Here is a 21,124-nt window from a genome sequence, read left to right on the forward strand (position 1 = left end):
TCCCGGCGTTTTCAGCGTCGTTGCCGTCGCGTCGTCGTCGGTGGAGCAGGTTCTATCCCCCCAGCCGCTAACCGTCAACTCCCTTTTTCAAAAAAAGTGTCATCGAACCGTTTTTTCTCTGCAACAGTTAACTGCCATAGGGATATCGCGCGCGAGGGACTGAACCACCCCGGAGCCATTCCATTAAATCGTTCAACCCCCATGACTGGCCCATATTTTTGCCGCATTCCTGCCGAATAACGCCTTGTCCGTCATGATACGATCTGTTCCAGACTGTTTCAGAAACGGGCAGAACGGAGCAATTCGTCTTGATTTTGATAGAAATTACAGACGAATGGATGGTTGACTTAAAGCAATATGTCTTTCATCCTCCGTCCATCGCACGTTTTTGTAGGGATCACTCGCCGTCATCGTTACCCCGATGATGCTGCGGGAGGCTTTTGGTGCTTGTCTTCGCAAGGGGGAGCAGTCCATACATGGGATACAAGAAACCGCTTCTGTTCGCTGGCTTGGGCATGCTGGCCGGTGCGGCATCCGTAGCCCTGTTGACTGCCTTGATGCCGTCCGGCCCCGAAGAGAGCCTGGCGCAGCAGGCGATGGACTCGATGGAGCTGTCAGCCTCGGCGGTTCATACTCCGTCCTCTTTTGCATCGGTCCCGGCAACGGCGGATAATGCCGTCATCACCAGCCCGCGCAGCGCCAGCCGTCCATCGGCCGTGCCACGGCAACCAGCCAACGGCGTGCAGCTTGCCTCCCTCGGCCCCACCGAGCAGATTCCGGGCCTTCATCAGGAAACCATCAAGGTTCAGCGCGGCGATACCCTGCTGGGCATGCTGGTCGAGGCCGGGGTCAATTCCCAGGAAGCCCACGACTCGATCGCTGCCATGAAGCAGGTCTATAACCCGCGTGACCTGCGGCCAGGCGACGAAATCACCCTGACCTTCCTGTCCGGCCCGCAGGACCGCGAGTTCTATGGATTCTCGCTCGAAGCCGATCCGGTGCGCACCGTTTATACCGCCAAGGAAAACGAGGGCGGTTTTTCGGCCAACGAGCTAAAGGCCAAGCTGTCGGAACAGACCTTCCGCTTTGAAGGCAAGATTCACTCCAGCCTGTTCCTCGCCGCCACCCGTCAGGGCGTTCCGCTGGATGCGCTGCAAGAGCTGATCAAGATCTTTTCCTATGACGTCGACTTCCAGCGCGACATTCAGGACGGCGACAGCTTCCAGATCCTGTTCAAGCAAAAGGCAACGCCGGATGGCCAGCCGGTGGGCGATGCCTACCTGCAATTTGCCTCACTGACCCTGTCCGGCAAGGTGTTTGCCCTCTATCGCTTTGAAGACGCCGATGGCTCGGTTGATTACTACAACGAAAAGGGCCAGAACGTTCGCAAGGCCCTGCTGCGCACCCCGATCAACGGCGCCCGCCTGTCGTCCGGGTTCGGTATGCGCACCCACCCGGTGCTGGGCTATTCCAAAATGCACAAGGGCGTCGACTTTGCCGCCCCCACCGGCACCCCGATCTATGCCGCCGGTGACGCCACGGTCGAAGTGGCCGGGCCGTTCAGCAGCTATGGCAACTATGTCCGCCTGCGCCATACCAGCGACTACGCCACTGCCTATGGCCACATGAATGCCGTTGCCAAGGGCCTGAAGCCCGGCATGCGCGTCCGTCAGGGCGATGTGATCGGCTATGTCGGCAGCACTGGCCGCGCCACCGGCCCCCACCTGCACTATGAAATCCTGAAGGGTGGCTCTCAGGTTAACCCGATCGGTGTCCGCTTCCCCTCTGGCCGGACGCTGGCCGGCAAGGATCTGAAAAACTTCCTCGCCTCGCGCAAAAAGATGGAAGACACCTACGCCGCCCTGCCGGTCAGCAGCCGCAACAATCTGGCGCTCAGTCAGAACAGCGACTCGCAGGACGAACAGGAAAACGTCGAATAAGAAAACCGGGGCAGACACATTCTGCCCCGGTTTTTTTACGTCTCTTTCTTTTGCCGCCCGCGCATCGACCGCCCCAACGACAGCAGGGCCTCTTTCAGGTCGGGGTCGGCAATTCCGGCCACCGTCGCCTGCAAATCCTGCTCTTCCGCCGAGGACAGGAGCCGCATCTCCGGCCCCTTGTTGGCCCGGCGGGGCGGCAGCGGGGCCTGAATGATCTTCATCCGGCTGAGAGCCGCATAATTATAAAAGCGATTCACCCGCTCGATGATCCGGGGGGCTTCGTGTTGCAGCATGGTCGCCGCCGGGCCGCTGCCCACCCGGATGGTCAATTCACCATTGTCGCGCTTGTCGCGGGGAAAGCGCACACTTTCCGGCTGCGACAAAGCCGCCAGTGTCGGCCCGACAATCGCCGCCCAATGGCGCACCAGATCACCTTCGGCCAGACCGCGCTTGCCCAATAGCGGACGGGTTAGTTTGTCGGTGACCGCACCAACCGCTTTCAGGCCGTTACTGGGGCGACGTTCCTGCTGTGACATCCGGGCTGCTCCTGTGGCATGAGAGGGCTTGTGTTTTTGCCGCACCTCGGCCTTGATACCAGCTCAGTTTATACCGGGTCGAAAAACCGATGGAAGCAGATCGTCTCAGCCGCACCTTGCTCGCATGGTACGACGCCGAAGCCCGCCGCCTGCCGTGGCGTTCACCGCCCGGAGTCTACGCCGACCCTTACCATGTCTGGCTGTCGGAAGTGATGCTGCAACAAACCACCGTTGCCGCCGTCATCCCCTATTTCCGCAAGTTTCTCGACCGCTGGCCAACCGTGCTGGACCTTGCCGCCGCAGACTCCGAAGAGGTGATGGCTGCCTGGGCCGGGCTAGGCTACTACGCCCGTGCCCGCAACCTGCTGAAATGCGCCCAGCATGTGGCCAGCGTTCTGGGCGGGCGCTTTCCCGACACCGAAGACGGCCTGCGCAGCCTGCCCGGCATCGGCGATTACACCGCTGCCGCCATTGCCTCGATTGCCTTTGGCCGGGCAACGGTGGTGGTTGATGGCAATGTCGAACGGGTAATGGCCCGGCTGTTTGCCGAACAAGCCCCCCTGCCCGGCGTCAAACCCCGCCTGAAGCAGCGGGCGGCGCAGTTGGCACCGCAGGAACGGTGCGGAGACTATTCTCAGGCGTTGATGGACCTGGGGGCCACCCTGTGCACCCCGCGCAACCCGGCCTGTGGCCTGTGCCCGTGGGTGCGCGACTGTCAGGGCCGCCTGCAGGGCATTGCCGCCGACCTGCCCGCCCGCACCCCCAAGGCCGAAAAGCCGACCCGCCACGGGCTGGCGTTCTGGATTGCCCGCTGGGATGGCTCGATCCTGCTGCGCAAGCGGCCTCCGCACGGTCTACTGGGCGGAATGCTGGAAGTCCCCTCGACTCCATGGCGCGACAGCAGCGAAGGCGGAGCATGGACACTGGACGAGGCCAGCAAACACGCCCCGCTATCCTGTAGCTGGCACCCGGTCCGCGGCACGGTGCGCCACACCTTCACCCACTTTCATCTTGAAATGACAGTGGTGACCGGAATCGCCCGGGGCGGCGAACCACCCGCCAGCCGCTGGGTCAGCCCGGAGTCGCTGGGCGAACAGGCCTTGCCAACCATCATGCGCAAGATTGTCCGCCACGCGATGCTTTAAAGCAGATCCCAAGCAGATGGATACGCCTGCGACGACGTATTTGCTGGAATGCAAGAGCATTGTGCGAAAAGTGGGAATCGATTTTCGCAAAAATAATGCGACAAAACAAAAAGTTAGAGCAGCGTGCCTGCGTCCGGTCACAGTACACGACAGTAGGAAAACAAGGACGTGGAGCGCTGCTCCACACCTCGCTGGGGCCTGGAGGCCCCAGGCCCCATTAATTTGATATTGAAAGAAAAAATGGGGGTTTGGAGGCATCGCACCCAAACGAGCATGGGCGGTAGCCCACTTTTGTTTCCCTGCTGTCGTGTACTGTGGCGTCCGATTTAACGCACGCTGCTCTAAGGCCCCGACGAGGTGTGGAGCAGCCCTCCCTGCCCTAAGATTCGGCAGGAGCAGGGGCCACCAGACGCGGGGCCGCCATCAGCAGGATGACCGCCACCACGGCCACCAGCGCCATCATGCCGCCATTCAGCCAGCTCCAGCCGCCTCCGGCCACCGCCACTGCGGCAGCCAGCGAGGCGACCGCCGCCGAGGCGCTGGAGGTCAGCTCCATCAGTCCCTGCGCCGCCGGGCGTTCCTGCGAATCATGCCCCCGCCCGAGCAAGGTCGTCCCGGCCACCAGCATCACGTTCCACCCCGCCCCCAGCAGCAGCGAACTGACCGCAAAGGCCTCCAGCGAGCCATTGATCAGGGCGACTCCGCCACTGACCAACAACAACACCGCTCCCAGCAGCAGAATCTTTTGCGACCCCAGCCGGTCCACCAGCCAGCCACTGACCAGCGCCGGAAGAAACATACCAAGAACATGGCCCTGTACCACCCACGAGGCTTCGCCGGTGGAGTGACCACAGACCACCATTGAGACCGGGGTGGCATTCATCACCAGAATCATCATCCCGTGACCACAGGCCGTCGCCAGCACCGCCGCCCGGATGGCGGGCCGTTGCAGCAACACCCTCATCATCGCCAGCGAGACATCGGGCCGGGGCTGGGCGACTCCACGCGGCAAACCGGCCAGCACCACCATCGCCGCCACAGCCAACACCGACAGCATCAGATAGGCCCCGATAAACGGCACTGGCAGAATTTCCCGACTGAGCGAGGCCAGCACCGGCCCGACCACCGCCGCCGCAATGCCCCCGGCCAGCACCAGCGAGGCCGCCCGCCCCTTGCCTTCGGGCGGAGCCGACTCCAGCGCGGCATAGCGATAACTCATCGCCGTTCCCTGATACACACCAAGGAACATCGATCCGAGACAGAACAGCGCAAAGCTCGACATCTGCACCCCGGCGGCATAGCTCAGCCCGCCCATCACTCCACTGGCCGCCCCGGCGATGAACACCGCCCGCCGCCCGTGCTGCGCCATCTGCCGCGCCAGAGTGGGGGCCAACACCATATAGGTCAGCACCAGCAGCGCCAGCGGTAACGACGCCAGCCAGACCGCCGGGGCCAACTGCCGCCCGACCACCAGCGTCAGGGTGATTCCAACAATGGAGCAGGACCAATAGAGAGCCTGCGCCACCGCAAGCCGCAGCAGCGGCGGTGACGTGAGAAACGACATCGCGATATCCTCGCCCGAAGATGAAAAGAAGACAGAAGGCTAGAGCCGTGAGCCCTGGATGTGACTCCACGGCACACGACAGTTGGCGGAATCAGTGCGGGCTACCGCCCGAACCCATTTGGTGGCGATGCCCCCAAACCCCCATTTTTCTTTAAAAATCAAATCAATGGGGTCCGGGGCCTCAAGGCCCCGGCGAGGTGTGGAGCAGCGCTCCATAATCTTTTGTGTACTGTGATGTGACTCATGCTCACTGCTCTAGCCCGCGCGGGACAACCCGAAGCGGGCGGCATAGTCCTGTGGACTGACCCCAAGATGACGGTGGAACGCCCGCCGCAGGGTCTCCGGGTGGCCAAAGCCGCAACAGCGGGCCACCATCGCCAGCGAGCTGGTCCCGCTCTGGACCATCTGGCGTGCCGCCTCGACCCGCAGCCGTTCAAGATAGCGCCCCGGCGACTCGCCCACCTGCTGGGCAAACACCCGCGAGAAGGTGCGCGGGGTCATCCCGGCCTGTTCCGCCATCTGTTCCAGCGTCAGGGATTGCCCCAGCACCGACGGCAACCATTCCAGCAACCCGGCCAATCGAGGAGCCCGTTCAAGGTCCGGGGCCAGAAAGGCCGAACACTGCGCCTGTCCGCCGGGACGACGCAGGAACATCACCAGCCGCCGCGCCACCGCCAGCGCCATCGACGGCCCCAAGTCGTCTTCGATCAGCGCCAGTGCCAGATCAATACCGGCGGTGATGCCCGCCGAGGTAAAGACATGAGCATCATCCTCGGCACCGTGACCATAAGTGTGCAGGCGGTCACTCTGCACCCGGATCGCCGGATAGCGGCTGGCAAGCTCGCTGGCCCGTGACCAGTGCGTCGTTGCTGGACGGCCATCAAGCACACCGGCTTCGGCGAGGGCAAAGGCTCCGCTGCACACTGACCCCAAGCGCGGTACCCGGCGTTCCTGCTGCCGCAACCAGTCAAGGAATCCTGCCGTCAGCACCGCCTGATCAATCCCCGGACCACCGACCACCAGCACCGTATCGCAGCCATCGGCCAGCGCCGGGTCATCAAAAGCATAATCCACCAGCACCCGCAGCCCTGCCGAGGTGGTGACGGCGCCGTCCTGCATTCCTGCGGTCAACAGGCGGTAATGGGCTGGCTGCCCTCGCCGGGCCAGTTCTTCGTTGGCGATGGTAAAGGCCTGCATCGGCCCGGCCAGATCCAGAATCACTGCCTGCGCATACAGAACAAAGACGATTGTGCGTTCCGTGATCATCCTCAGCCCTCGCCTTGCCACCTCGTGCTGTCGGCAGCAGGATCGCAAGATCATCTGCTGGCGACAATGACAATCACCCCACGGATTTCGCCACGGATGGTTCTTTCTCCTCAGGATGACCGCGAAATGGTCATGGAATGACCTTATTCTGCCCCGGAATTGCCCTATCGCGCCGGTAGGATATTTCTTATCACGAGGTTGCAGAAAAGGAGGGTCCGATGCTGTCCTCGGCACCACCATTCCTGAAGCATCTTGGCTACAGCACTGTTCTTGCCGTCGTTCTGGCGGCCCAGCCGTTTACCGTTGTCGTCTCGGCCCAGCCCGCCGCACCGGTTCAGCACGGCGTCCCGCTCAACAGCCTGAATGCCACCGACCTGCCGGAAGAAATCGAGGACCTGCCGGTCCGCACCACCCACGGCATTCTGGTCGGTCACGTCAGCGACGTTCGCATGGACCCCAGGTCCACGCAGTTCCGGGTTCAGGCGGTTCAGATCACCGCCGACGATGTCAGCACTGCCGCGCCGCTGTCGTGGTGGGTTGACGCCCAGCGTATCAGCATCACCCCTGATGCGATCATTCTTGCTTCGCCCGGCGACCAGCAAGCCAGTGCGGTTTCCCGGTAAACGTCCGTTGGAAACAGCTACCGCGAAGCACGACATCCACCACAGGAGAGTCTGATCATGGTCTTTCACCGCTCCCCCCGCCGCACGATCCTGCCGTTTGCCCCGCGCACGGTTGCCCTGGCCTGCGTCATTGGCCTCGGCTCCCTCAGTCCGGCTTTCGCTCAGGGCATGAACGATGACGATGCCCCTGAAATCTCGCTGCAGGCACCGCCGCCCGCACCCTCACTTGATGGCAGTGTGATTGGCAAGCCGGTGTTCAGTCAGGATGGACAGGAAGTCGGCACCGTCCGTGATGTGGTGATGGTCGATGGCCGCGCCCGCGTGCTGAATATCGGCCATGGCGGCTTTTACGGCTTTGGCGAAAAGAACGCCGAGATTGATGTCAGCCGCGTTTCTGCCGGGTCCGATGCCATCGTGGTTCAGATGAATGCCGATCAGGTGGCCAGTCTGCCCGATGTCGGCGAGCCGGTCGCGGCGGAGTAACCTGTTCCCCCGCTGTCGGTCAAACAAAACGGCCCCCGCCAACAGGCAGGGGCCGTTCTTTTGTTAACCCTCAGTCTGCTTCACCGGGAAGCAAACGGAGTCCCTTACTTCAGCGATGCACAGAAACGCTGAATGCGGGTGCAGGCTTCGGTCAGGACGTCCGCCGAGGTGGCATAGGAGATGCGGAAGTACGGCGACAGGCCAAAGGCCGCGCCCTGCACCACCGCCACGCCTTCGGCTTCCAGCAGGTAGGTGGCGAAATCGCTGTCGCTTTCGATGGTCTTGCCGTCAGCGGTGGTCTTGCCGATCGCGCCCGCGCAGGACGGATAGACATAGAACGCGCCTTCGGGGGTCAGGCAGCTCAGACCTTCGGCTTCGTTCAGCATCTTGACCACCAGATCACGACGCTCCTGGAACGCCTTGCGCCACGCCGGGAAGAAGTCCATCGGCTCGGACAGGGCGGCAGCGGCGGCGGCCTGCGACACCGACGCGGTGTGGGTCGACGACTGCGACTGGATGACGTTGATCGCCTTGATCACCGGCAGCGGGCCAGCGGCATAGCCGACGCGCCAGCCGGTCATGGCGAACGACTTCGACACACCGTTCATGGTCAGGGTGCGGTCGTACAGCTTCGGTTCTACCTGGGCGATGGTGGCGAACTTGAAGTCGTCGTAGACCAGATGTTCATACATGTCATCGGTCATGATCCAGACATGCGGGTGCTTCAGCAGCACATCGGCCAGAGCCTTGAGGTCCGCCGCCGAATAGGCCGCACCGGTCGGGTTCGACGGGCTGTTCAGCACCAGCCACTTGGTCTTCGGGGTGATCGCGGCGTCCAGCTGCTCGGCAGTCAGCTTGAAGTTGTTGGCTTCGGTGCATTCGACGAACACCGGCACGCCACCAGCCAGCAGGGTGATGTCGGGGTATGACACCCAGTACGGGGCCGGGATGATCACTTCGTCGCCAGCGTCAACGGTCGCCATGATGGCGTTATAGATCACCTGCTTGCCACCGCAGCCGACCGTCACCTGATCGGGGGTATAGTCCAGGTCGTTTTCCCGCTTGAACTTTGCGCAGATCGCCTTGCGCAGGGTCAGAGTCCCCGCAACCGCAGTGTACTTGGTTTCGCCCCGGTCCAGAGCCGCCTTGGCAGCCGCCTTGATGTGGTCGGGAGTGTCGAAATCCGGTTCACCAGCGCCCAGACCGATCACGTCACGGCCAGCGGCCTTCAGTTCAGCAGCCTTCTGGGTGACCGCAATGGTCGGAGAGGGCTTAATCGCGGACAGGCGTTGAGCAAGAATAGACATGGGATTACCCCTTGCGAGTGCCATGGATGGGGAACAGAAAACTGCCGCACCCTACCCCCGCCGGGCGTTGACCGCAAGGGGACAATGGCAGGGATGGCGGCATTGATGGTGGCATTGGCAGGGCTTTCACCTCCCGCAGAATGGGGGTGATCTTCCTGTGGAAAAACAGCCGCAGGCCCCCGATACTTCCTGTCATGCAACCTCTACATTTTCCGGCTCGCTTTCTGGCAGAGCCGCCATCACCACAGACGGGGTACAATGGGCAGCGGCTGTTCTTTTCCGGCAACCTCCGATCCGCAGCAAGGTGAACAGCCTTTCGCGACCTTGCGCTTTGATGCCTTGTGCCGCACGATCCGCGCCGTGCTGAACGTCGCTTTGGTGGTGATCCATCTGGACCCCACCAACGAATGGGGGACGCCATGCATCTGGCACGACACCGCGCCAGAGCAGACTCCGCCCCCCTGGCAGGATCTCCGACTGCCCGCCGGGAGCCAGCCCACCCTGTTGCTGAATGATGCCCACGCCCACCCTGACCTCGGGCTCCCCCCCTGGGTACGTTTTTATGCCAGCCTGCCGATCGGGCCGGACGGAGCAGGGCGGGTGACGGTCATCGACAGCCACCCCCAGCCGATCACCGCCAGCCTGCGACAGAGGCTGGATGATTGCGGTGCCATTGCCGATCAGTGCTTGCGCCTGCACACGGCCGCCAGGGATGCCGAAGAACAGGAAGCCGAATTCCGCCTGCTGACGGAGACCTCGACCGATACGATCGTCCGCGGAACGCTTGATGGCGTGCGCCTGTACATTTCACCGTCGGTGCGCACCTTGCTGGGATATGAGCCGGATGAGTTGATCGGCCAGCGCGCCATTACCCTCACCCACCCTGACGATGTTCCGGCCTTTGCCGCCCTGATGCAGAAGGTGCGGAATGGTACCCTTGAGGTCGGTATCAGCGAACAGCGCCAGCGCCACAAGAACGGCTCATGGGTATGGCTGGAAGCCTTTGTCCGCCTGACCCATGACCGCCACAGCGGTTTGCCCAATGGCTATGTCTCGTCCGTCCGTGGAGTCGACCACCGGAAAAGGGTTGAAGCCCACCTCACGCAACTGGCCTCCCACGATCCATTGACCGGTCTGCCCAACCGCAGCCTGTTCCGGCAACAGTTGCAGGACACGCTTGCCACCGGACACGGGGCAGAGGTGATGGTCTTTTATATGGACCTCGACCGGTTCAAGCAGGTCAACGACACGCTCGGCCATCAAAGCGGCGACAGCGTCCTGCGCGAGGTCGCCCACCGCTTGCGCGCCATCCTGCGCCCCACCGACTGCATCGCCCGCCTGGGTGGCGACGAATTCACCGCCCTGCTGGTCGCCGACCGTCTGCACGCCAGCGACCTGGCCGCCCGACTGGTGGCCACCATCGCCGCCCCGATCCCCTGCGGCGGCACGCAGGCCCACATCGGCCTGAGCATCGGCATTGCCTGCTTTCCAGACCATGGCCGGTCAGCCGAAGCCCTGCTCGTTGCCGCAGATCAGGCCCTGTATCGCGCCAAAGCCGCGGGCCGGAACGGCTTTTGCTTTTTCACCCCGGATCAGGAGAATGGCGGACAGGCCTGACCCGACGACCGTCTTACCGTGGCAACCGCCTGCCCCGCAGCAGCAGGTCCACCTGCTCCTGCGTCAGCCCGTCGCTGGTGGGCGGGACATGCGCCGACAGTTCATCGCCCGGACTGGCTTTCTCGCGCAGATAGCGCAGCAGACGCCCGACTTTGGTCAACCGCTGCCCGGCCAGATCCTGAAAGGCACAGGCTTCGAGGATACCTTCCAGACGGGCGTGCGTGACCCGGTCCGGGGCCGAGGCCAGCAGCAGCTCGACCAGCCCCAGAATGCGATTCACCGCCAGTTCCTGTTCATGGGCAACAACGTCGAGGTGGTGAATGGCCGCCACCAGCGCCGCATCGACTGGAGGCTGAGAGGGGGAGGAAGACGATGGTGGCACGATCTGATACCCATACCGAAGGTATGGATAGTGTCGGTCGAACACACGTTTCGCGCAATTTAAAACCTGCGCGGCAGAGCACGGGTGATGCACAAAAACAAAAACGGGCCGGAAAACTCCCGGCCCGCCGAAGACACGGATCCACCCCCGGGACCGGGGACATCACCGCCATCGCAAGTCCTAACGGAACCAGATGGTTCCGGCAGTTTATTTCGGAGACATCACCATGGTCATCTGACGTCCCTCCATCTTGGGGAACTGCTCGACCTTGGTAATATCAGCGAAATCTTCACGCACACGGTTGAGCACATCCATGCCCAACTCCTGGTGCGCAAGTTCGCGACCACGGAAGCGCAGAGTGACCTTGACCTTGTTGCCTTCTTCGATGAAGCGGCGCAGGGAGCGCATCTTCACTTCGTAGTCGTTGTCGTCAATATTCGGCCGCAGCTTGATCTCTTTGATTTCGATGACCTTCTGCTTTTTCTTTTGCTCGGCCTTCCGTTTCTGCGACTCGTACTTGAACTTGCCAAAGTCGAGAATCTTGCACACCGGAGGTTCGGCGTTCGGCGAGATTTCCACCAGGTCAAGCCCGGCCGACTCGGCCATTTCAATGGCTTCACGGATATGGACGACCCCGACCTGTTCCCCTTCGGCATCGATCAGGCGGACGGTCTGGGACTTGATGGCATCGTTGACGCGCGGTCCATCTTTGGACGGCGGCGCCGTCATCGGCGGTCTAGCTATGTAAAAATCTCCCTTAGCCAGAGTTATGCTCAAAAGCCCACCCCGAAGGCTCAGGCTGAGCACCGGACCGACCCCCAGGGAAACCCCTCTCTTTCGGCGGTGACACAGCCCTCGGGATGATGATGGCGGGACAGGTCAAAGACCTGATTGCTTCCCGCACCACCGAGCGGCGGCAGTGGACTCTTATCCTTTGTGGCGCTGTCCCCGGAAACGGGCAAAGCCCGTCCCGGAGCAGAACCGGTATCAAGTCGCCGGCGGGGTTAGCACCCCGGCATGGCGGCTTCTGCTTGGAGTGTATCCAGCGCCGTTCCCAGCGCAAGGATTTCTTGGGCCTTTTCGCTGCCCAGACGGCGCAGGGCAACGGTTTTTTCTTCCGCTTCGCGCTTGCCGACCACGGCAATCACCGGCACCTTGGCCAGCGAGTGCTCACGGACCTTGTAATTGATCTTTTCGTTGCGGGTATCAACCTCGACCTTCAGGCCGCGCGCCCGCATCGCTGCGGCAACCTCTTCGGCGTACTCGTTGCCGTCGCTGGTGATCGTGGCCACCACCACCTGGGTCGGGGCCAACCACAGCGGGAACTTTCCGGCGTAGTTTTCGATCAGCATGCCGATGAAGCGTTCGAACGACCCGAGGATCGCCCGGTGCAGCATCACCGGACGGTGACGGTTGCCGTCTTCGCCGACGTATTCGGCATCCAGACGCTCGGGCAGCACAAAGTCCACCTGCAGCGTCCCGCACTGCCAGTCACGCCCAATGGCATCGCGCAGAACGAATTCCAGCTTCGGGCCATAGAAAGCCCCTTCGCCGGGGTTCAGGGTCCAGGCCAGACCGGCGGCGTCGGTGGCGTCCTTCAGGGCGGCTTCGGCCTTGTCCCAGGTGGCATCGGTCCCGGCGCGCTTTTCCGGCCGGTCGGAGAACTTCACCCGGACTTCGGTAAAGCCAAGGTCCTTGTAGACGCTTTGCAGCAGGTCACAGAAGGCCTTGGTTTCGGTGATGATCTGGTCTTCGGTACAGAAGATGTGCGCATCGTCCTGGGTAAAGGCCCGCACGCGCATCAGGCCGTGCAGACTGCCCGACGGCTCGTTGCGGTGACAGGCGCCGAACTCGGCCATGCGCAGCGGCAGGTCACGATAGGACTTGATGCCCTGATTGAAGATCTGCACGTGGCACGGGCAGTTCATCGGCTTGATGGCGAGGGTTTTTTCTTCCGCCTCGCTGATGAACATCCCTTCGCGGAACTTTTCCCAGTGGCCCGAATGCTCCCACAGCACACGATCGACCATCTGCGGCGTATTCACTTCCACATAGCCCGCCGCATCCAGCCGGTTGCGCATGTAGGTCTGCAGCGCCCGGTACAGACGCCAGCCTTTCGGGTGCCAGAACACCGCGCCTTGCGCCACGTCCTGCAGGTGGAACAGGCCCATTTCGCGGCCCAGCTTGCGATGGTCGCGCTTTTCGGCTTCCTCCAGCATGTGGAGGTAGTCCTTCAGCTGCTTTTCGGTCGCCCAGGCGGTGCCATAGATACGCTGCAGCATCTCGTTGCGCGAATCACCGCGCCAATAGGCTCCGGCGACCTTCATCAGCTTGAAATGCTTGCCCATCTTGCCGGTGGACGGCAGGTGCGGCCCACGGCACAGGTCTTTCCACTTGCCCTGGCGGTAGACGGTGATGGTCTGCCCGGCCGGGATCGCTTCGATCAGCTCGGCCTTGTACTTTTCACCGATCTCGAGGAAATGGGCGATGGCGGCGTCGCGGTCCCATTCTTCGCGGATGATCTGTTCGTTGCGGTCAACGATTTCGCGCATCTTCGCTTCGATCTGTTCCAGATCTTCGGTCGAAAAGGGCGTGTCGCGCGCAAAGTCGTAATAAAAGCCGTTTTCAATCGCCGGACCGATGGTCACCTGCGTGCCCGGATACAACTCCTGTACCGCTTCGGCCATCACATGGGCGGCGTCGTGGCGGATCAGCTCCAGCGCCGCGTCGTCCTTGACCGTCACCACCGACAGCGCAGCGTCGCTGTCAATTGTCCGGCCCAGATCCCACATGTCACCGTTGACGAACACCGCCAACGCCGCCTTGGCAAGGCTGGGGGCAATATCCGCAGCCACCGACGCGCCGGTAACCGGGCCTTCGTAGTGGCGAACGCTGCCGTCCGGCAGGGTAATGGCAACCATTGTTATAATCTCTTTTCCTGACACCCGATGGCGCACGATAGCGCGCCCGGGCGATGTTGCAAGCAGTTCGGCGGGTCCCGCCTGACTCATGAAAGGGAACGTCACATGCAGCGGAGCACCGCCAGCGGCGAGCAAAGGCTCAAGCCGAGGATCAGCACTCCGTGCCCATAGTTCGTGTCACCGCCGTCGCCAAAGCAACGCGGATCATCACACAACCGATGGATAACGAACCAGAGACCACGGAACTCGTCCTGACCAGAAACAACAGACGGATCAAGAAAAATACTCTTGATCCGTCTGTTTATAGCATCCATGCGCCCAAAAGGCCAGAATTTGTCCTGCCATCAGGCGCGCAAGGCCGTCATGACGCCACCGCAGCCATTACCTGCGCCGGGGTCAGGTCGGTTGCCAGCGAGGCCACCCGCAGGAACTGCACCTGCTCACCACGCTGGCCGCACAGCGCCGGGTCGGACGCCTGGGAGTACAGCACCACACAGCGGCAGCCACAGCCCGCCGCCAGATGCATCGGCCCGGTATCATTGCCAATCGCCACCTGCGCCCGCCGGGCCAATGCCGCCAGATCGGCAATGCCGGTTTTCCCGATCAGGGACACCGCCTGCGGACAGGCCGCCTGCACCGCATCGGCGGCGTCCTGTTCACTGGCTGTCCCGACCACCACCGGCGTCACCCCTTGCGCGGCCAGCAATACCGCCAGTTCGGCATAGCCCGCCGCTGGCCAGCGCTTGTCCGGGCGGTGGGGTGCCCCACCGGGGACCAGCAAAGCAAAGGGCTCAGACAGGGCAAAGGCCGTGATCTCGGCATCCAGCCACGACAGATCGGGTCGGCTGAGCGGCTCGATGCCCGCATCGCGCAACTGCTCGGCCTGACGCTCGATGGTGTGCATCCCGTCCCGCTGCGGATTGCGGTGCGGATGGGAACAGCCACGGGCAATCCCCGACCACTCCACCGCCTTTGGCCCGCCCAGCAAGCGCAGATAGCCGGAAGAACGATCCGAGGTTTGCAGGTCATAGACCCGCTCGAACTGACCGCTGCGCAACAGCCGCCGCAAGGCCCGCATCTTGCCGACCTGCCACAATTTGGGCCGCTCGTCGATCCACACCTCGTCAAACCACGGGCTGCGGCGCGCCAGATCGGCAAACAGGCGGGTGGTCAACAAGGTGATCCTCGCCTGCGGGTGAGCCGCCCGAATGGCGGCAAACGGCCCGAACGCCTGCACGAAATCGCCCAGCGCCGACAGCTTGATCACCAGAATGCGCGCCGGGTCACTCATCGGGTCAGGACTTCACGATACACATCAAGGGTTTTCGCACACATCGCCTCGGTGGAAAAATGCCGCCGGACATGGGCCATTTCCCGCTGGGCCAGCGCCTCGCGCTGCTGCGGGGTCAGGGTCAGGGCTTCGCGCAGCATGGTCGCCAGCGAGCCGGGATGCATCGCCCCGAACAGCCAGCCGGTCTGGTGATGCTGGACGATTTCCGGCGAGCCACCATGGTCCGGCGCCACCACCGGCCGCCCCATCGCCTGCGCTTCCGCCGGAACGCGGCCAAAGGCTTCGGGGTCAGTCGAGGCGCAAACCACCACATCGGCCAGCATGTAGGCCGCGGGCATGTCGTGGCAATCGTCGGCCACCTGCACCCGGTCCCGCAGACCGGCGGCCTCAATGGCGTCGTCCACTTCCTGCCGATAGGCCGTCCGCCCCTGATCAGACCCAACCAGTACACAGCGGAACCGCAGGTCTTTCAGGCGCTTCAGGGCCTCGATCAGCAGCAGTTGTCCCTTCCAGCGGGTCAGCCGTCCGGGCAGCATGATCACCGGCTCGTCATCGGCCAGCCGCCAGCGCTGTGACAACTGGATCATCCGTTCGGCGCTGACCTTGTCGGGGTCAAAGCGGCTGAAGTCCACCCCCCGGTGGATCACCCGGATCTTGTTGTCATCCACACCATAGGTGCTGATCATGTGCCCACGGATGAATTCGGAAATGGCGATCACCCGGTCGCCTTCGGTCATCACCGCGTTATAGCGGCGCTTGATTGCAAACGGCCCTAAATTATAGGTGCCGTGGAACGTCGTGACAAAAGGGACTCCCGTGGTTCGGGCCGCCTGCAGTGCACTCCATGCCGGAGCGCGCGAGCGGGCATGAATCAACGAGACGCCCCGTTCCCTGACCAGTCGCGCCAGGGCATCGCCATTGCGGCGGATTTTCAGCGGGTTTTTGGTCGCCAGCGGCATCGTCACGTGCTCGGCACCGATACGGTCAAGCTCCCGCACCATCCGCCCGCCCTCACTGGCCACCACCGCCCGCCATCCGGCCTGAACCAGGGCTTGGGCGATCTCGATGGTGCCACGCTCAACGCCACCGGTTTCAAGCCGGGGCAGCACCTGCAAAATGGTCGGTGGCTGCCCGCCGGCATCGGTGGGGGCAGGGGTTGGGACGGACGATGCTTCGGTGTTAAGATACGGGTTCACAATCATTATTCTTTCAAATCAGCAGAGCGGTCGAATAGCCAAATGACACCCGATACTCTCGCCGAAAACCGGCCCCGGATACTATCACGGCCTGACGGTTCGTCCATTGCCTATCACCAGAGCCCCGGCGACGGAGTCGGGGTGGTTTTCCTGCATGGCCTGAAGTCAGACATGAACGGTGGCAAGGCCCTGTACGTTGAACAGTGGTGCCACCAACACAATCGCCCGTTTCTCCGCTTTGACCAGTTGGGCCATGGTCAGAGTTCGGGGCAATTCATCGACGGAACCATCGGACGCTGGGCCGAAGACACCGTCGCTGTTTTAGACAGCCTGTGCGATGGCCCGCAAGTCCTGATTGGCTCGTCGATGGGTGGTTGGGTGATGTTGCTGGCCGCCCTGGCCCGCCCGGAAAAGGTCGTCGGCCTGTTGGGCATTGCTCCGGCACCGGATTTTACCGATGACCTGACACGTTCGCAGATCAGCCCTGAACAGTGGGAAGCCCTGCAACGGGACGGAATTTGCTATTTTAACAGCGATTATTCCTGTGACCCTTACCCGCTGACCAAAGCCCTGTTCGATGACGGACACGCCAATTCCCTGCTGCACAGCCCGATTCCCTATCACGGCCCGGTGCGTATCCTGCATGGACAACAGGACGACTCGGTGCCTTGGGAACGCTCGCTGACCCTGGCCCGCCAGCTGGTCAGCGATGATGTTCTGTGTACCTTCATCAAACGTGGCGACCACCGGCTGTCCGAGCCGGAAGACCTGGAACGCATGACGCGCACGCTTGATGAACTGCTGGCGCGCGTCGGTCCGACATAACCGACCCGGTAGAACCGAAAGGACTGCAGACAGCATGTATGATGGACAACACGACCTGCCAATCGACGAGTTCACCGCCGAATTTTACTGGCTGTCCAACTTCTCGCCAGCCCCGATCGACTATGAGGGCGAGCTGTACATGACTGTCGAAAATGCCTTTCAGGCCGCCAAGACCAGCGATCACCGCGCCCGCGCCCTGATCCGCGATTGCGGCCCGGACGAGGCCAAGATGCGCGGCCTGCATGTGCCGCTGCGCCCGGACTGGGAACAGTGCCGGGTGGCAGTGATGGAAGATTTGCTCGACGCCAAATTCGCCATCCCCGCCCTGCGGCGGCGCCTGATCGCCACTGGCGACCGGCCCATCATCAACCGCAACGTCTTTGGCGATACCTTTTGGGGTCTGTGCCGGGATCAGGGACGCAATGAACTGGGCGAAGCGATCATGCGGGTTCGCAACCGGATACAGGCCCGGTAAACCGGCCCTCAGGCCACCGATACAAAAAAGGGCGCCTTCCACACGGAAGACGCCCTTTTTTCATTCATCCGAGAGGATTAGCCCTCGGCAGCCCGGCGACGCTGGCCACCCCAGCCACCGCCCTTGCCGATGCTGTCCTTTTGGTTGGAGCGCGGCTTGCGGTTGGAATTGGCGGCCGGACGGTCACCGTGACGGGCATCCGCCCGCGGACCATCCTGACGGCTGTGCTTGCGCTCGCCCTGCGGACGGTCGGCACGCGGGCGATCAGCCTGGAAACGCTCACCCTGCGCGCGGTCATGGCGCGGACGGTCACCATGGGGCCGGTCGCCCTGCGAACGATCCGCCTGGAAACGGTCACCATTCGGGCGCTCGCCCTGCGGACGATCACTATAGGGGCGGTCGCCCTGCGGGCGGTCACTATAAGGGCGGTCGCCCTGCGGGCGACGGGGCCGATCACCCCGTTCGACGAACGGCCGGCCTTCTTCGCCATTGGCAGCCACCGGACGGCCCTTGAAGCCACCCCGGAAGCCCCGGCCCTGACCCGAACGGTCACCGCCGCGCTCGCCACCCCGTTCGCCGCCCCGTTCACCACGGAAGCCCCGACCGCTGTCCTGACGCTCTTCGCCCTGATCACGACCAAAGCCACCCCGGCCCCCGGTCGCACCACCGCGCTTCGGACGCGGGGCCGGACGCTTGGACTGGTGCAGGTCACAGGTCTGTTCGCAATGCCACGGATGGTCGCCCACCACCGGCACCTGCTGACGGATCGACTTTTCGATGTCGCGCAGGTAGGCCACTTCTTCCAGTTCGCACAGGGAGATGGCGGTGCCGTCGGCACCAGCACGCGCGGTGCGGCCAATGCGGTGGACGTAGCTTTCCGGCTCGTTCGGCAGTTCGTAGTTGATGACGTGGGTCAGACCCTCGACGTCAATGCCACGAGCGGCAATGTCGGTGGCGACCAGCGCCCGCAGCTTGCCTTCACGGAAGGCGTTCAGCGCCTGCTGACGGGCCCCCTGGCTCTTGTTGCCATGGATGGCAGCAGCGGAAACGCCTTCCTTGTCCAGCTGTTCGGCCAGACGGTTGGCGCCGTGCTTGGTACGGGTGAAGATCAGCGCCCGCTCGATGCCGTTGACGGCCAGCAGGTGTTCCAGCACCGCCCGCTTGTCAGCGCGGTTGACGAACAGCACCGACTGGTTGATGCGCTCGGCAGTGGTCGATTCCGGGGTCACTTCCACCCGCTGCGGGTTATGCAGGATCGACTGGGCCAGCGAGGCGATCTGGTCGGGCATGGTGGCCGAGAACATCACCGTCTGCCGCTTCGCCGGCAGGTGGCTGACGATCTTGCGCACGTCCTGAATGAAGCCCATCGCCAGCATGCGGTCGGCTTCGTCGAGCACGAAACGCTCAACGGTATCCAGACGCACATGGCCCTGATTGATCAGGTCGAGCAGACGGCCCGGCGTTGCCACCAGCACATCCACCCCGCGCGACATGGCATACACCTGCGGGTTCTGCCCGACGCCACCAAAAATCACCGCCCGCTTGAAGCGCAACTGGCGACCATAGGCGGCAAAGCTGTCTGCCACCTGTACGGCCAGTTCACGGGTCGGGGTCAGCACCAGCACCCGGCAGCTGCGCGCCCGCGCACCCTGCTTGACCGCCTGCAAGTGGTGCAGCAGCGGCAGCGCAAAGGCTGCCGTCTTGCCGGTCCCGGTCTGGGCGATACCCAGCACGTCCTTGCCGTTCATCAGGGGGGGAATCGCGCCAGCCTGGATCGGGGTCGGCTGCTGGTAGCCCTCGGCATCGAGCGCCTGAACGAGCGGCTCGGCCAAGCCGAGGTCATGGAAAGACGTCATGAAGTCTCTTTCAATAAAAAAAAACGTGGCCCGCGCCCCGTTCTGCTCTTTCAGAACGGACTTGTCGGTACCAACTGCACCCGTCGAGCGCGCGGCCACGGGATCTGATAGGGGGAACCGGGCAAAAAGGACGAGGGGTCACCCCTCTGCGCGCTGTCGCTGGCCCGTATAGGGTTGAAGGTGTATGCCTCGGCAGGGGGAATGTCAAAGGAAACTTCGACATGCCCCCAAACGGCAGACAAACAAAAGCCGCCACCCGACCGGGCGACGGCTTTTGTCATTCAAACGTCTAAAACACCTTACGCGCGGGCTTCCAGCGCCTTCAGCAGGGCGTCGCCCATACCCGAGGTGCCAACCAGCGTCGCACCTGCCTGCATGATGTCGCCGGTACGGATGCCCTGGTTCAGCACGTCCTGCACGGCGTTGTCCAGCATGTCGGCCACGTCGAGCATGCCGAACGAATAGCGCAGCATCATCGAGTAGGACAGGATGCAGGCCAGCGGGTTGGCCTTGCCCTGACCGGCGATGTCCGGGGCCGAGCCATGGACCGGCTCGTACATCGCCCGGCGCTTGCCGCCGCCGATGTCGGCACCGATCGAGGCTGACGGCAGCATGCCCAGCGAACCGGTCAGCATGGCGGCGCAATCAGACAGCAGGTCGCCGAACAGGTTGTCGGTGACGATCACGTCAAACTGCTTGGGATTGCGGACCAGCTGCATGGCACAGTTGTCGGCATACATGTGCTCGAGGGCGATATCGCCATACTTGGCATCGCGCAGCTTCTGGACTTCTTCGCGCCACAGCAGGCCCGATTCCATCACGTTGGCCTTTTCGACGCTGTGGACCTTTTTGCCACGCTTGTAGGCGAGGTCAAAGGCCACTTCGGCGATGCGGACGATTTCCGAGGTGGTGTAGACCTGCGTATTCAGGCCCTGACGCTCGCCGTTTTCCAGCGTGGTGATGCCGCGCGGCTGGCCGAAGTACACGCCACCGGTCAGTTCGCGGACGATCATGATGTCCAGGCCCTTGACGATGTCGAGCTTCAGCGACGACGCTTCGGCCAGGGCATCGAACACCAGCGCCGGGCGCAGGTTGGCGAACAGTTCCATTTCCTTGCGCAGACGCAGCAGGCCGCGTTCCGGCTTCACCGAGAAATCGAGGCTGTCCCACTTCGGGCCACCGACGGCACCCAGCAGAACGGCATCGGCATCCATCGCTTCGGCCATCGTTTCGTCGGCCAGCGGCACGCCGTGCACGTCATAGGCCGAGCCCCCCACCAGACCTTCGGAGACGGCGAAGTCGGTCAGGCCCCGGGCGTTCATCCACGAAATGATGCGTTTGACTTCGGTCATCACTTCGGGGCCGATGCCGTCACCGGCCAGGATGAGGATCTTTTTGCTCATGAGTGGGATTCCCCTGCTGAAATGCATGGATCAAAAGGTGGCGCGGATATTACGAGCGTGTGGCAGTCCCGGCAATGTCCGAGTGCATGCCTCCCTCGTCTTTCGGGGAGGAAAATGCCGGACTCTTTTGCGAATGCACAAATAGTGTGCATATGCGAAGGCTGTCTAATTTCTGTGCTCAAATGTCAAACGGCTTTTGCCTGCCTACTGTCATAGTCCAGCGAGGGTGCTTTCCTCCATCCGACTTTCGACGCAGTCACACAGTCCCTTGCAGTCACATAAGGACGCCGCGCC

At 62.8% G+C, this 21,124-nt stretch carries 18 protein-coding genes; 7 read left to right on the forward strand and 11 right to left on the reverse strand.

What is annotated here, in order from left to right:
- Window positions 1-476 precede the first annotated feature (476 nt).
- Entirely contained in the window at window positions 477-1,940 is a 1,464-nt protein-coding gene (locus BW995_RS19515) for a M23 family metallopeptidase (protein WP_084195019.1), read from the forward strand.
- A gap of 35 nt (window positions 1,941-1,975) precedes the next feature.
- Here BW995_RS19515 and BW995_RS19520 read toward each other — a convergent pair whose 3' ends face one another.
- Window positions 1,976-2,476 (reverse strand): DUF721 domain-containing protein, encoded by a 501-nt coding sequence (locus BW995_RS19520; protein ID WP_076402115.1) that lies wholly within the window; start codon window positions 2,474-2,476, stop codon window positions 1,976-1,978.
- 89 nt (window positions 2,477-2,565) lie between these two features.
- Between BW995_RS19520 and mutY the strand changes: the two genes are divergently transcribed.
- Window positions 2,566-3,621, forward strand: a complete 1,056-nt coding sequence (gene mutY / locus BW995_RS19525; RefSeq protein WP_076402116.1) for an A/G-specific adenine glycosylase — start codon at window positions 2,566-2,568, stop codon at window positions 3,619-3,621.
- Between the two features lie 379 nt (window positions 3,622-4,000).
- Here the strand turns inward: mutY and BW995_RS19530 are convergent, their stop codons facing one another.
- Both BW995_RS19530 and BW995_RS19535 read right to left on the reverse strand, forming a co-directional pair.
- A complete protein-coding gene (locus BW995_RS19530; protein WP_076402117.1) occupies window positions 4,001-5,185 on the reverse strand; it encodes an MFS transporter in 1,185 nt (394 codons plus the stop codon).
- Between the two features lie 255 nt (window positions 5,186-5,440).
- Window positions 5,441-6,451 carry a GlxA family transcriptional regulator gene (locus BW995_RS19535; protein WP_076402118.1) on the reverse strand — a complete coding sequence of 337 codons (1,011 nt, stop codon included), beginning with the start codon at window positions 6,449-6,451 and terminating at the stop codon, window positions 5,441-5,443.
- Window positions 6,452-6,669: 218 nt separating this feature from the next.
- Here BW995_RS19535 and BW995_RS19540 point away from each other — a divergent pair, with 218 nt between their 5' ends.
- Complete coding sequence (locus BW995_RS19540) at window positions 6,670-7,074, forward strand: PRC-barrel domain-containing protein (protein WP_076402119.1); 405 nt, start codon at window positions 6,670-6,672, stop codon at window positions 7,072-7,074.
- 57 nt (window positions 7,075-7,131) lie between these two features.
- Window positions 7,132-7,557 carry a PRC-barrel domain-containing protein gene (locus BW995_RS19545; protein WP_076402120.1) on the forward strand — a complete coding sequence of 142 codons (426 nt, stop codon included), beginning with the start codon at window positions 7,132-7,134 and terminating at the stop codon, window positions 7,555-7,557.
- Between the two features lie 104 nt (window positions 7,558-7,661).
- Here the strand turns inward: BW995_RS19545 and BW995_RS19550 are convergent, their stop codons facing one another.
- A complete protein-coding gene (locus tag BW995_RS19550) occupies window positions 7,662-8,864 on the reverse strand; it encodes a pyridoxal phosphate-dependent aminotransferase (protein ID WP_076402121.1) in 1,203 nt (400 codons plus the stop codon).
- A 258-nt stretch (window positions 8,865-9,122) separates the two neighbouring features.
- Between BW995_RS19550 and BW995_RS19555 the strand changes: the two genes are divergently transcribed.
- Window positions 9,123-10,481, forward strand: coding sequence for a diguanylate cyclase domain-containing protein (locus BW995_RS19555; RefSeq protein ID WP_076402122.1), 1,359 nt, complete (start codon window positions 9,123-9,125; stop codon window positions 10,479-10,481).
- 13 nt (window positions 10,482-10,494) lie between these two features.
- Here the strand turns inward: BW995_RS19555 and BW995_RS19560 are convergent, their stop codons facing one another.
- From BW995_RS19560 to BW995_RS19580, 5 genes are all read right to left on the reverse strand, one after another.
- A complete protein-coding gene (locus BW995_RS19560; RefSeq protein ID WP_076402123.1) occupies window positions 10,495-10,863 on the reverse strand; it encodes a hypothetical protein in 369 nt (122 codons plus the stop codon).
- A 207-nt stretch (window positions 10,864-11,070) separates the two neighbouring features.
- Window positions 11,071-11,592: a translation initiation factor IF-3 gene (gene infC, locus BW995_RS19565; RefSeq protein ID WP_076402124.1), complete on the reverse strand. Its 522-nt coding sequence runs from the start codon at window positions 11,590-11,592 to the stop codon at window positions 11,071-11,073.
- A gap of 275 nt (window positions 11,593-11,867) precedes the next feature.
- On the reverse strand, window positions 11,868-13,784 hold the full coding sequence (gene thrS / locus BW995_RS19570) for a threonine--tRNA ligase (protein WP_076402125.1): 1,917 nt from the start codon (window positions 13,782-13,784) through the stop codon (window positions 11,868-11,870).
- A gap of 361 nt (window positions 13,785-14,145) precedes the next feature.
- Entirely contained in the window at window positions 14,146-15,075 is a 930-nt protein-coding gene (locus BW995_RS19575) for a glycosyltransferase family 9 protein (RefSeq protein WP_076402126.1), read from the reverse strand.
- Complete coding sequence (locus BW995_RS19580; protein ID WP_245821550.1) at window positions 15,072-16,271, reverse strand: glycosyltransferase family 4 protein; 1,200 nt, start codon at window positions 16,269-16,271, stop codon at window positions 15,072-15,074. Before BW995_RS19580 ends, BW995_RS19575 begins: the two co-directional genes overlap by 4 nt.
- 42 nt (window positions 16,272-16,313) lie before the next feature.
- Between BW995_RS19580 and BW995_RS19585 the strand changes: the two genes are divergently transcribed.
- Window positions 16,314-17,096 (forward strand): alpha/beta fold hydrolase, encoded by a 783-nt coding sequence (locus BW995_RS19585; protein WP_076402128.1) that lies wholly within the window; start codon window positions 16,314-16,316, stop codon window positions 17,094-17,096.
- A gap of 34 nt (window positions 17,097-17,130) precedes the next feature.
- A complete protein-coding gene (locus tag BW995_RS19590; RefSeq protein WP_076402129.1) occupies window positions 17,131-17,571 on the forward strand; it encodes an NADAR family protein in 441 nt (146 codons plus the stop codon).
- Between the two features lie 77 nt (window positions 17,572-17,648).
- Here BW995_RS19590 and BW995_RS21395 read toward each other — a convergent pair whose 3' ends face one another.
- Window positions 17,649-19,427: a DEAD/DEAH box helicase gene (locus BW995_RS21395; protein WP_076402130.1), complete on the reverse strand. Its 1,779-nt coding sequence runs from the start codon at window positions 19,425-19,427 to the stop codon at window positions 17,649-17,651.
- Window positions 19,428-19,726: 299 nt separating this feature from the next.
- The gene (gene leuB / locus BW995_RS19600; protein WP_407656343.1) at window positions 19,727-20,830 is read right to left on the reverse strand and encodes a 3-isopropylmalate dehydrogenase; all 1,104 of its coding nucleotides are present in this window, start codon (window positions 20,828-20,830) and stop codon (window positions 19,727-19,729) included.
- Window positions 20,831-21,124 lie beyond the last annotated feature (294 nt).

The sequence above is a fragment of the Insolitispirillum peregrinum genome (genome assembly GCF_900156605.1).
GTDB classification, from domain to species: Bacteria; Pseudomonadota; Alphaproteobacteria; order Rhodospirillales; family Rhodospirillaceae; genus Insolitispirillum; species Insolitispirillum peregrinum.

What these genes read in the sequence shown, in the direction of transcription:
- BW995_RS19515 (WP_084195019.1), top strand. Translation starts at nt 477, where the DNA reads ATGGGATACAAGAAACCGCTTCTGTTCGCTGGCTTGGGCATGCTGGCC.
- BW995_RS19520 (WP_076402115.1), bottom strand. Translation starts at nt 2,476, where the DNA reads ATGTCACAGCAGGAACGTCGCCCCAGTAACGGCCTGAAAGCGGTTGGT.
- mutY (WP_076402116.1), top strand. Translation starts at nt 2,566, where the DNA reads ATGGAAGCAGATCGTCTCAGCCGCACCTTGCTCGCATGGTACGACGCC.
- BW995_RS19530 (WP_076402117.1), bottom strand. Translation starts at nt 5,185, where the DNA reads ATGTCGTTTCTCACGTCACCGCCGCTGCTGCGGCTTGCGGTGGCGCAG.
- BW995_RS19535 (WP_076402118.1), bottom strand. Translation starts at nt 6,451, where the DNA reads ATGATCACGGAACGCACAATCGTCTTTGTTCTGTATGCGCAGGCAGTG.
- BW995_RS19540 (WP_076402119.1), top strand. Translation starts at nt 6,670, where the DNA reads ATGCTGTCCTCGGCACCACCATTCCTGAAGCATCTTGGCTACAGCACT.
- BW995_RS19545 (WP_076402120.1), top strand. Translation starts at nt 7,132, where the DNA reads ATGGTCTTTCACCGCTCCCCCCGCCGCACGATCCTGCCGTTTGCCCCG.
- BW995_RS19550 (WP_076402121.1), bottom strand. Translation starts at nt 8,864, where the DNA reads ATGTCTATTCTTGCTCAACGCCTGTCCGCGATTAAGCCCTCTCCGACC.
- BW995_RS19555 (WP_076402122.1), top strand. Translation starts at nt 9,123, where the DNA reads ATGGGCAGCGGCTGTTCTTTTCCGGCAACCTCCGATCCGCAGCAAGGT.
- infC (WP_076402124.1), bottom strand. Translation starts at nt 11,592, where the DNA reads ATGACGGCGCCGCCGTCCAAAGATGGACCGCGCGTCAACGATGCCATC.
- thrS (WP_076402125.1), bottom strand. Translation starts at nt 13,784, where the DNA reads ATGGTTGCCATTACCCTGCCGGACGGCAGCGTTCGCCACTACGAAGGC.
- BW995_RS19575 (WP_076402126.1), bottom strand. Translation starts at nt 15,075, where the DNA reads ATGAGTGACCCGGCGCGCATTCTGGTGATCAAGCTGTCGGCGCTGGGC.
- BW995_RS19585 (WP_076402128.1), top strand. Translation starts at nt 16,314, where the DNA reads ATGACACCCGATACTCTCGCCGAAAACCGGCCCCGGATACTATCACGG.
- BW995_RS19590 (WP_076402129.1), top strand. Translation starts at nt 17,131, where the DNA reads ATGTATGATGGACAACACGACCTGCCAATCGACGAGTTCACCGCCGAA.
- BW995_RS21395 (WP_076402130.1), bottom strand. Translation starts at nt 19,427, where the DNA reads ATGACGTCTTTCCATGACCTCGGCTTGGCCGAGCCGCTCGTTCAGGCG.
- leuB (WP_407656343.1), bottom strand. Translation starts at nt 20,830, where the DNA reads ATGAGCAAAAAGATCCTCATCCTGGCCGGTGACGGCATCGGCCCCGAA.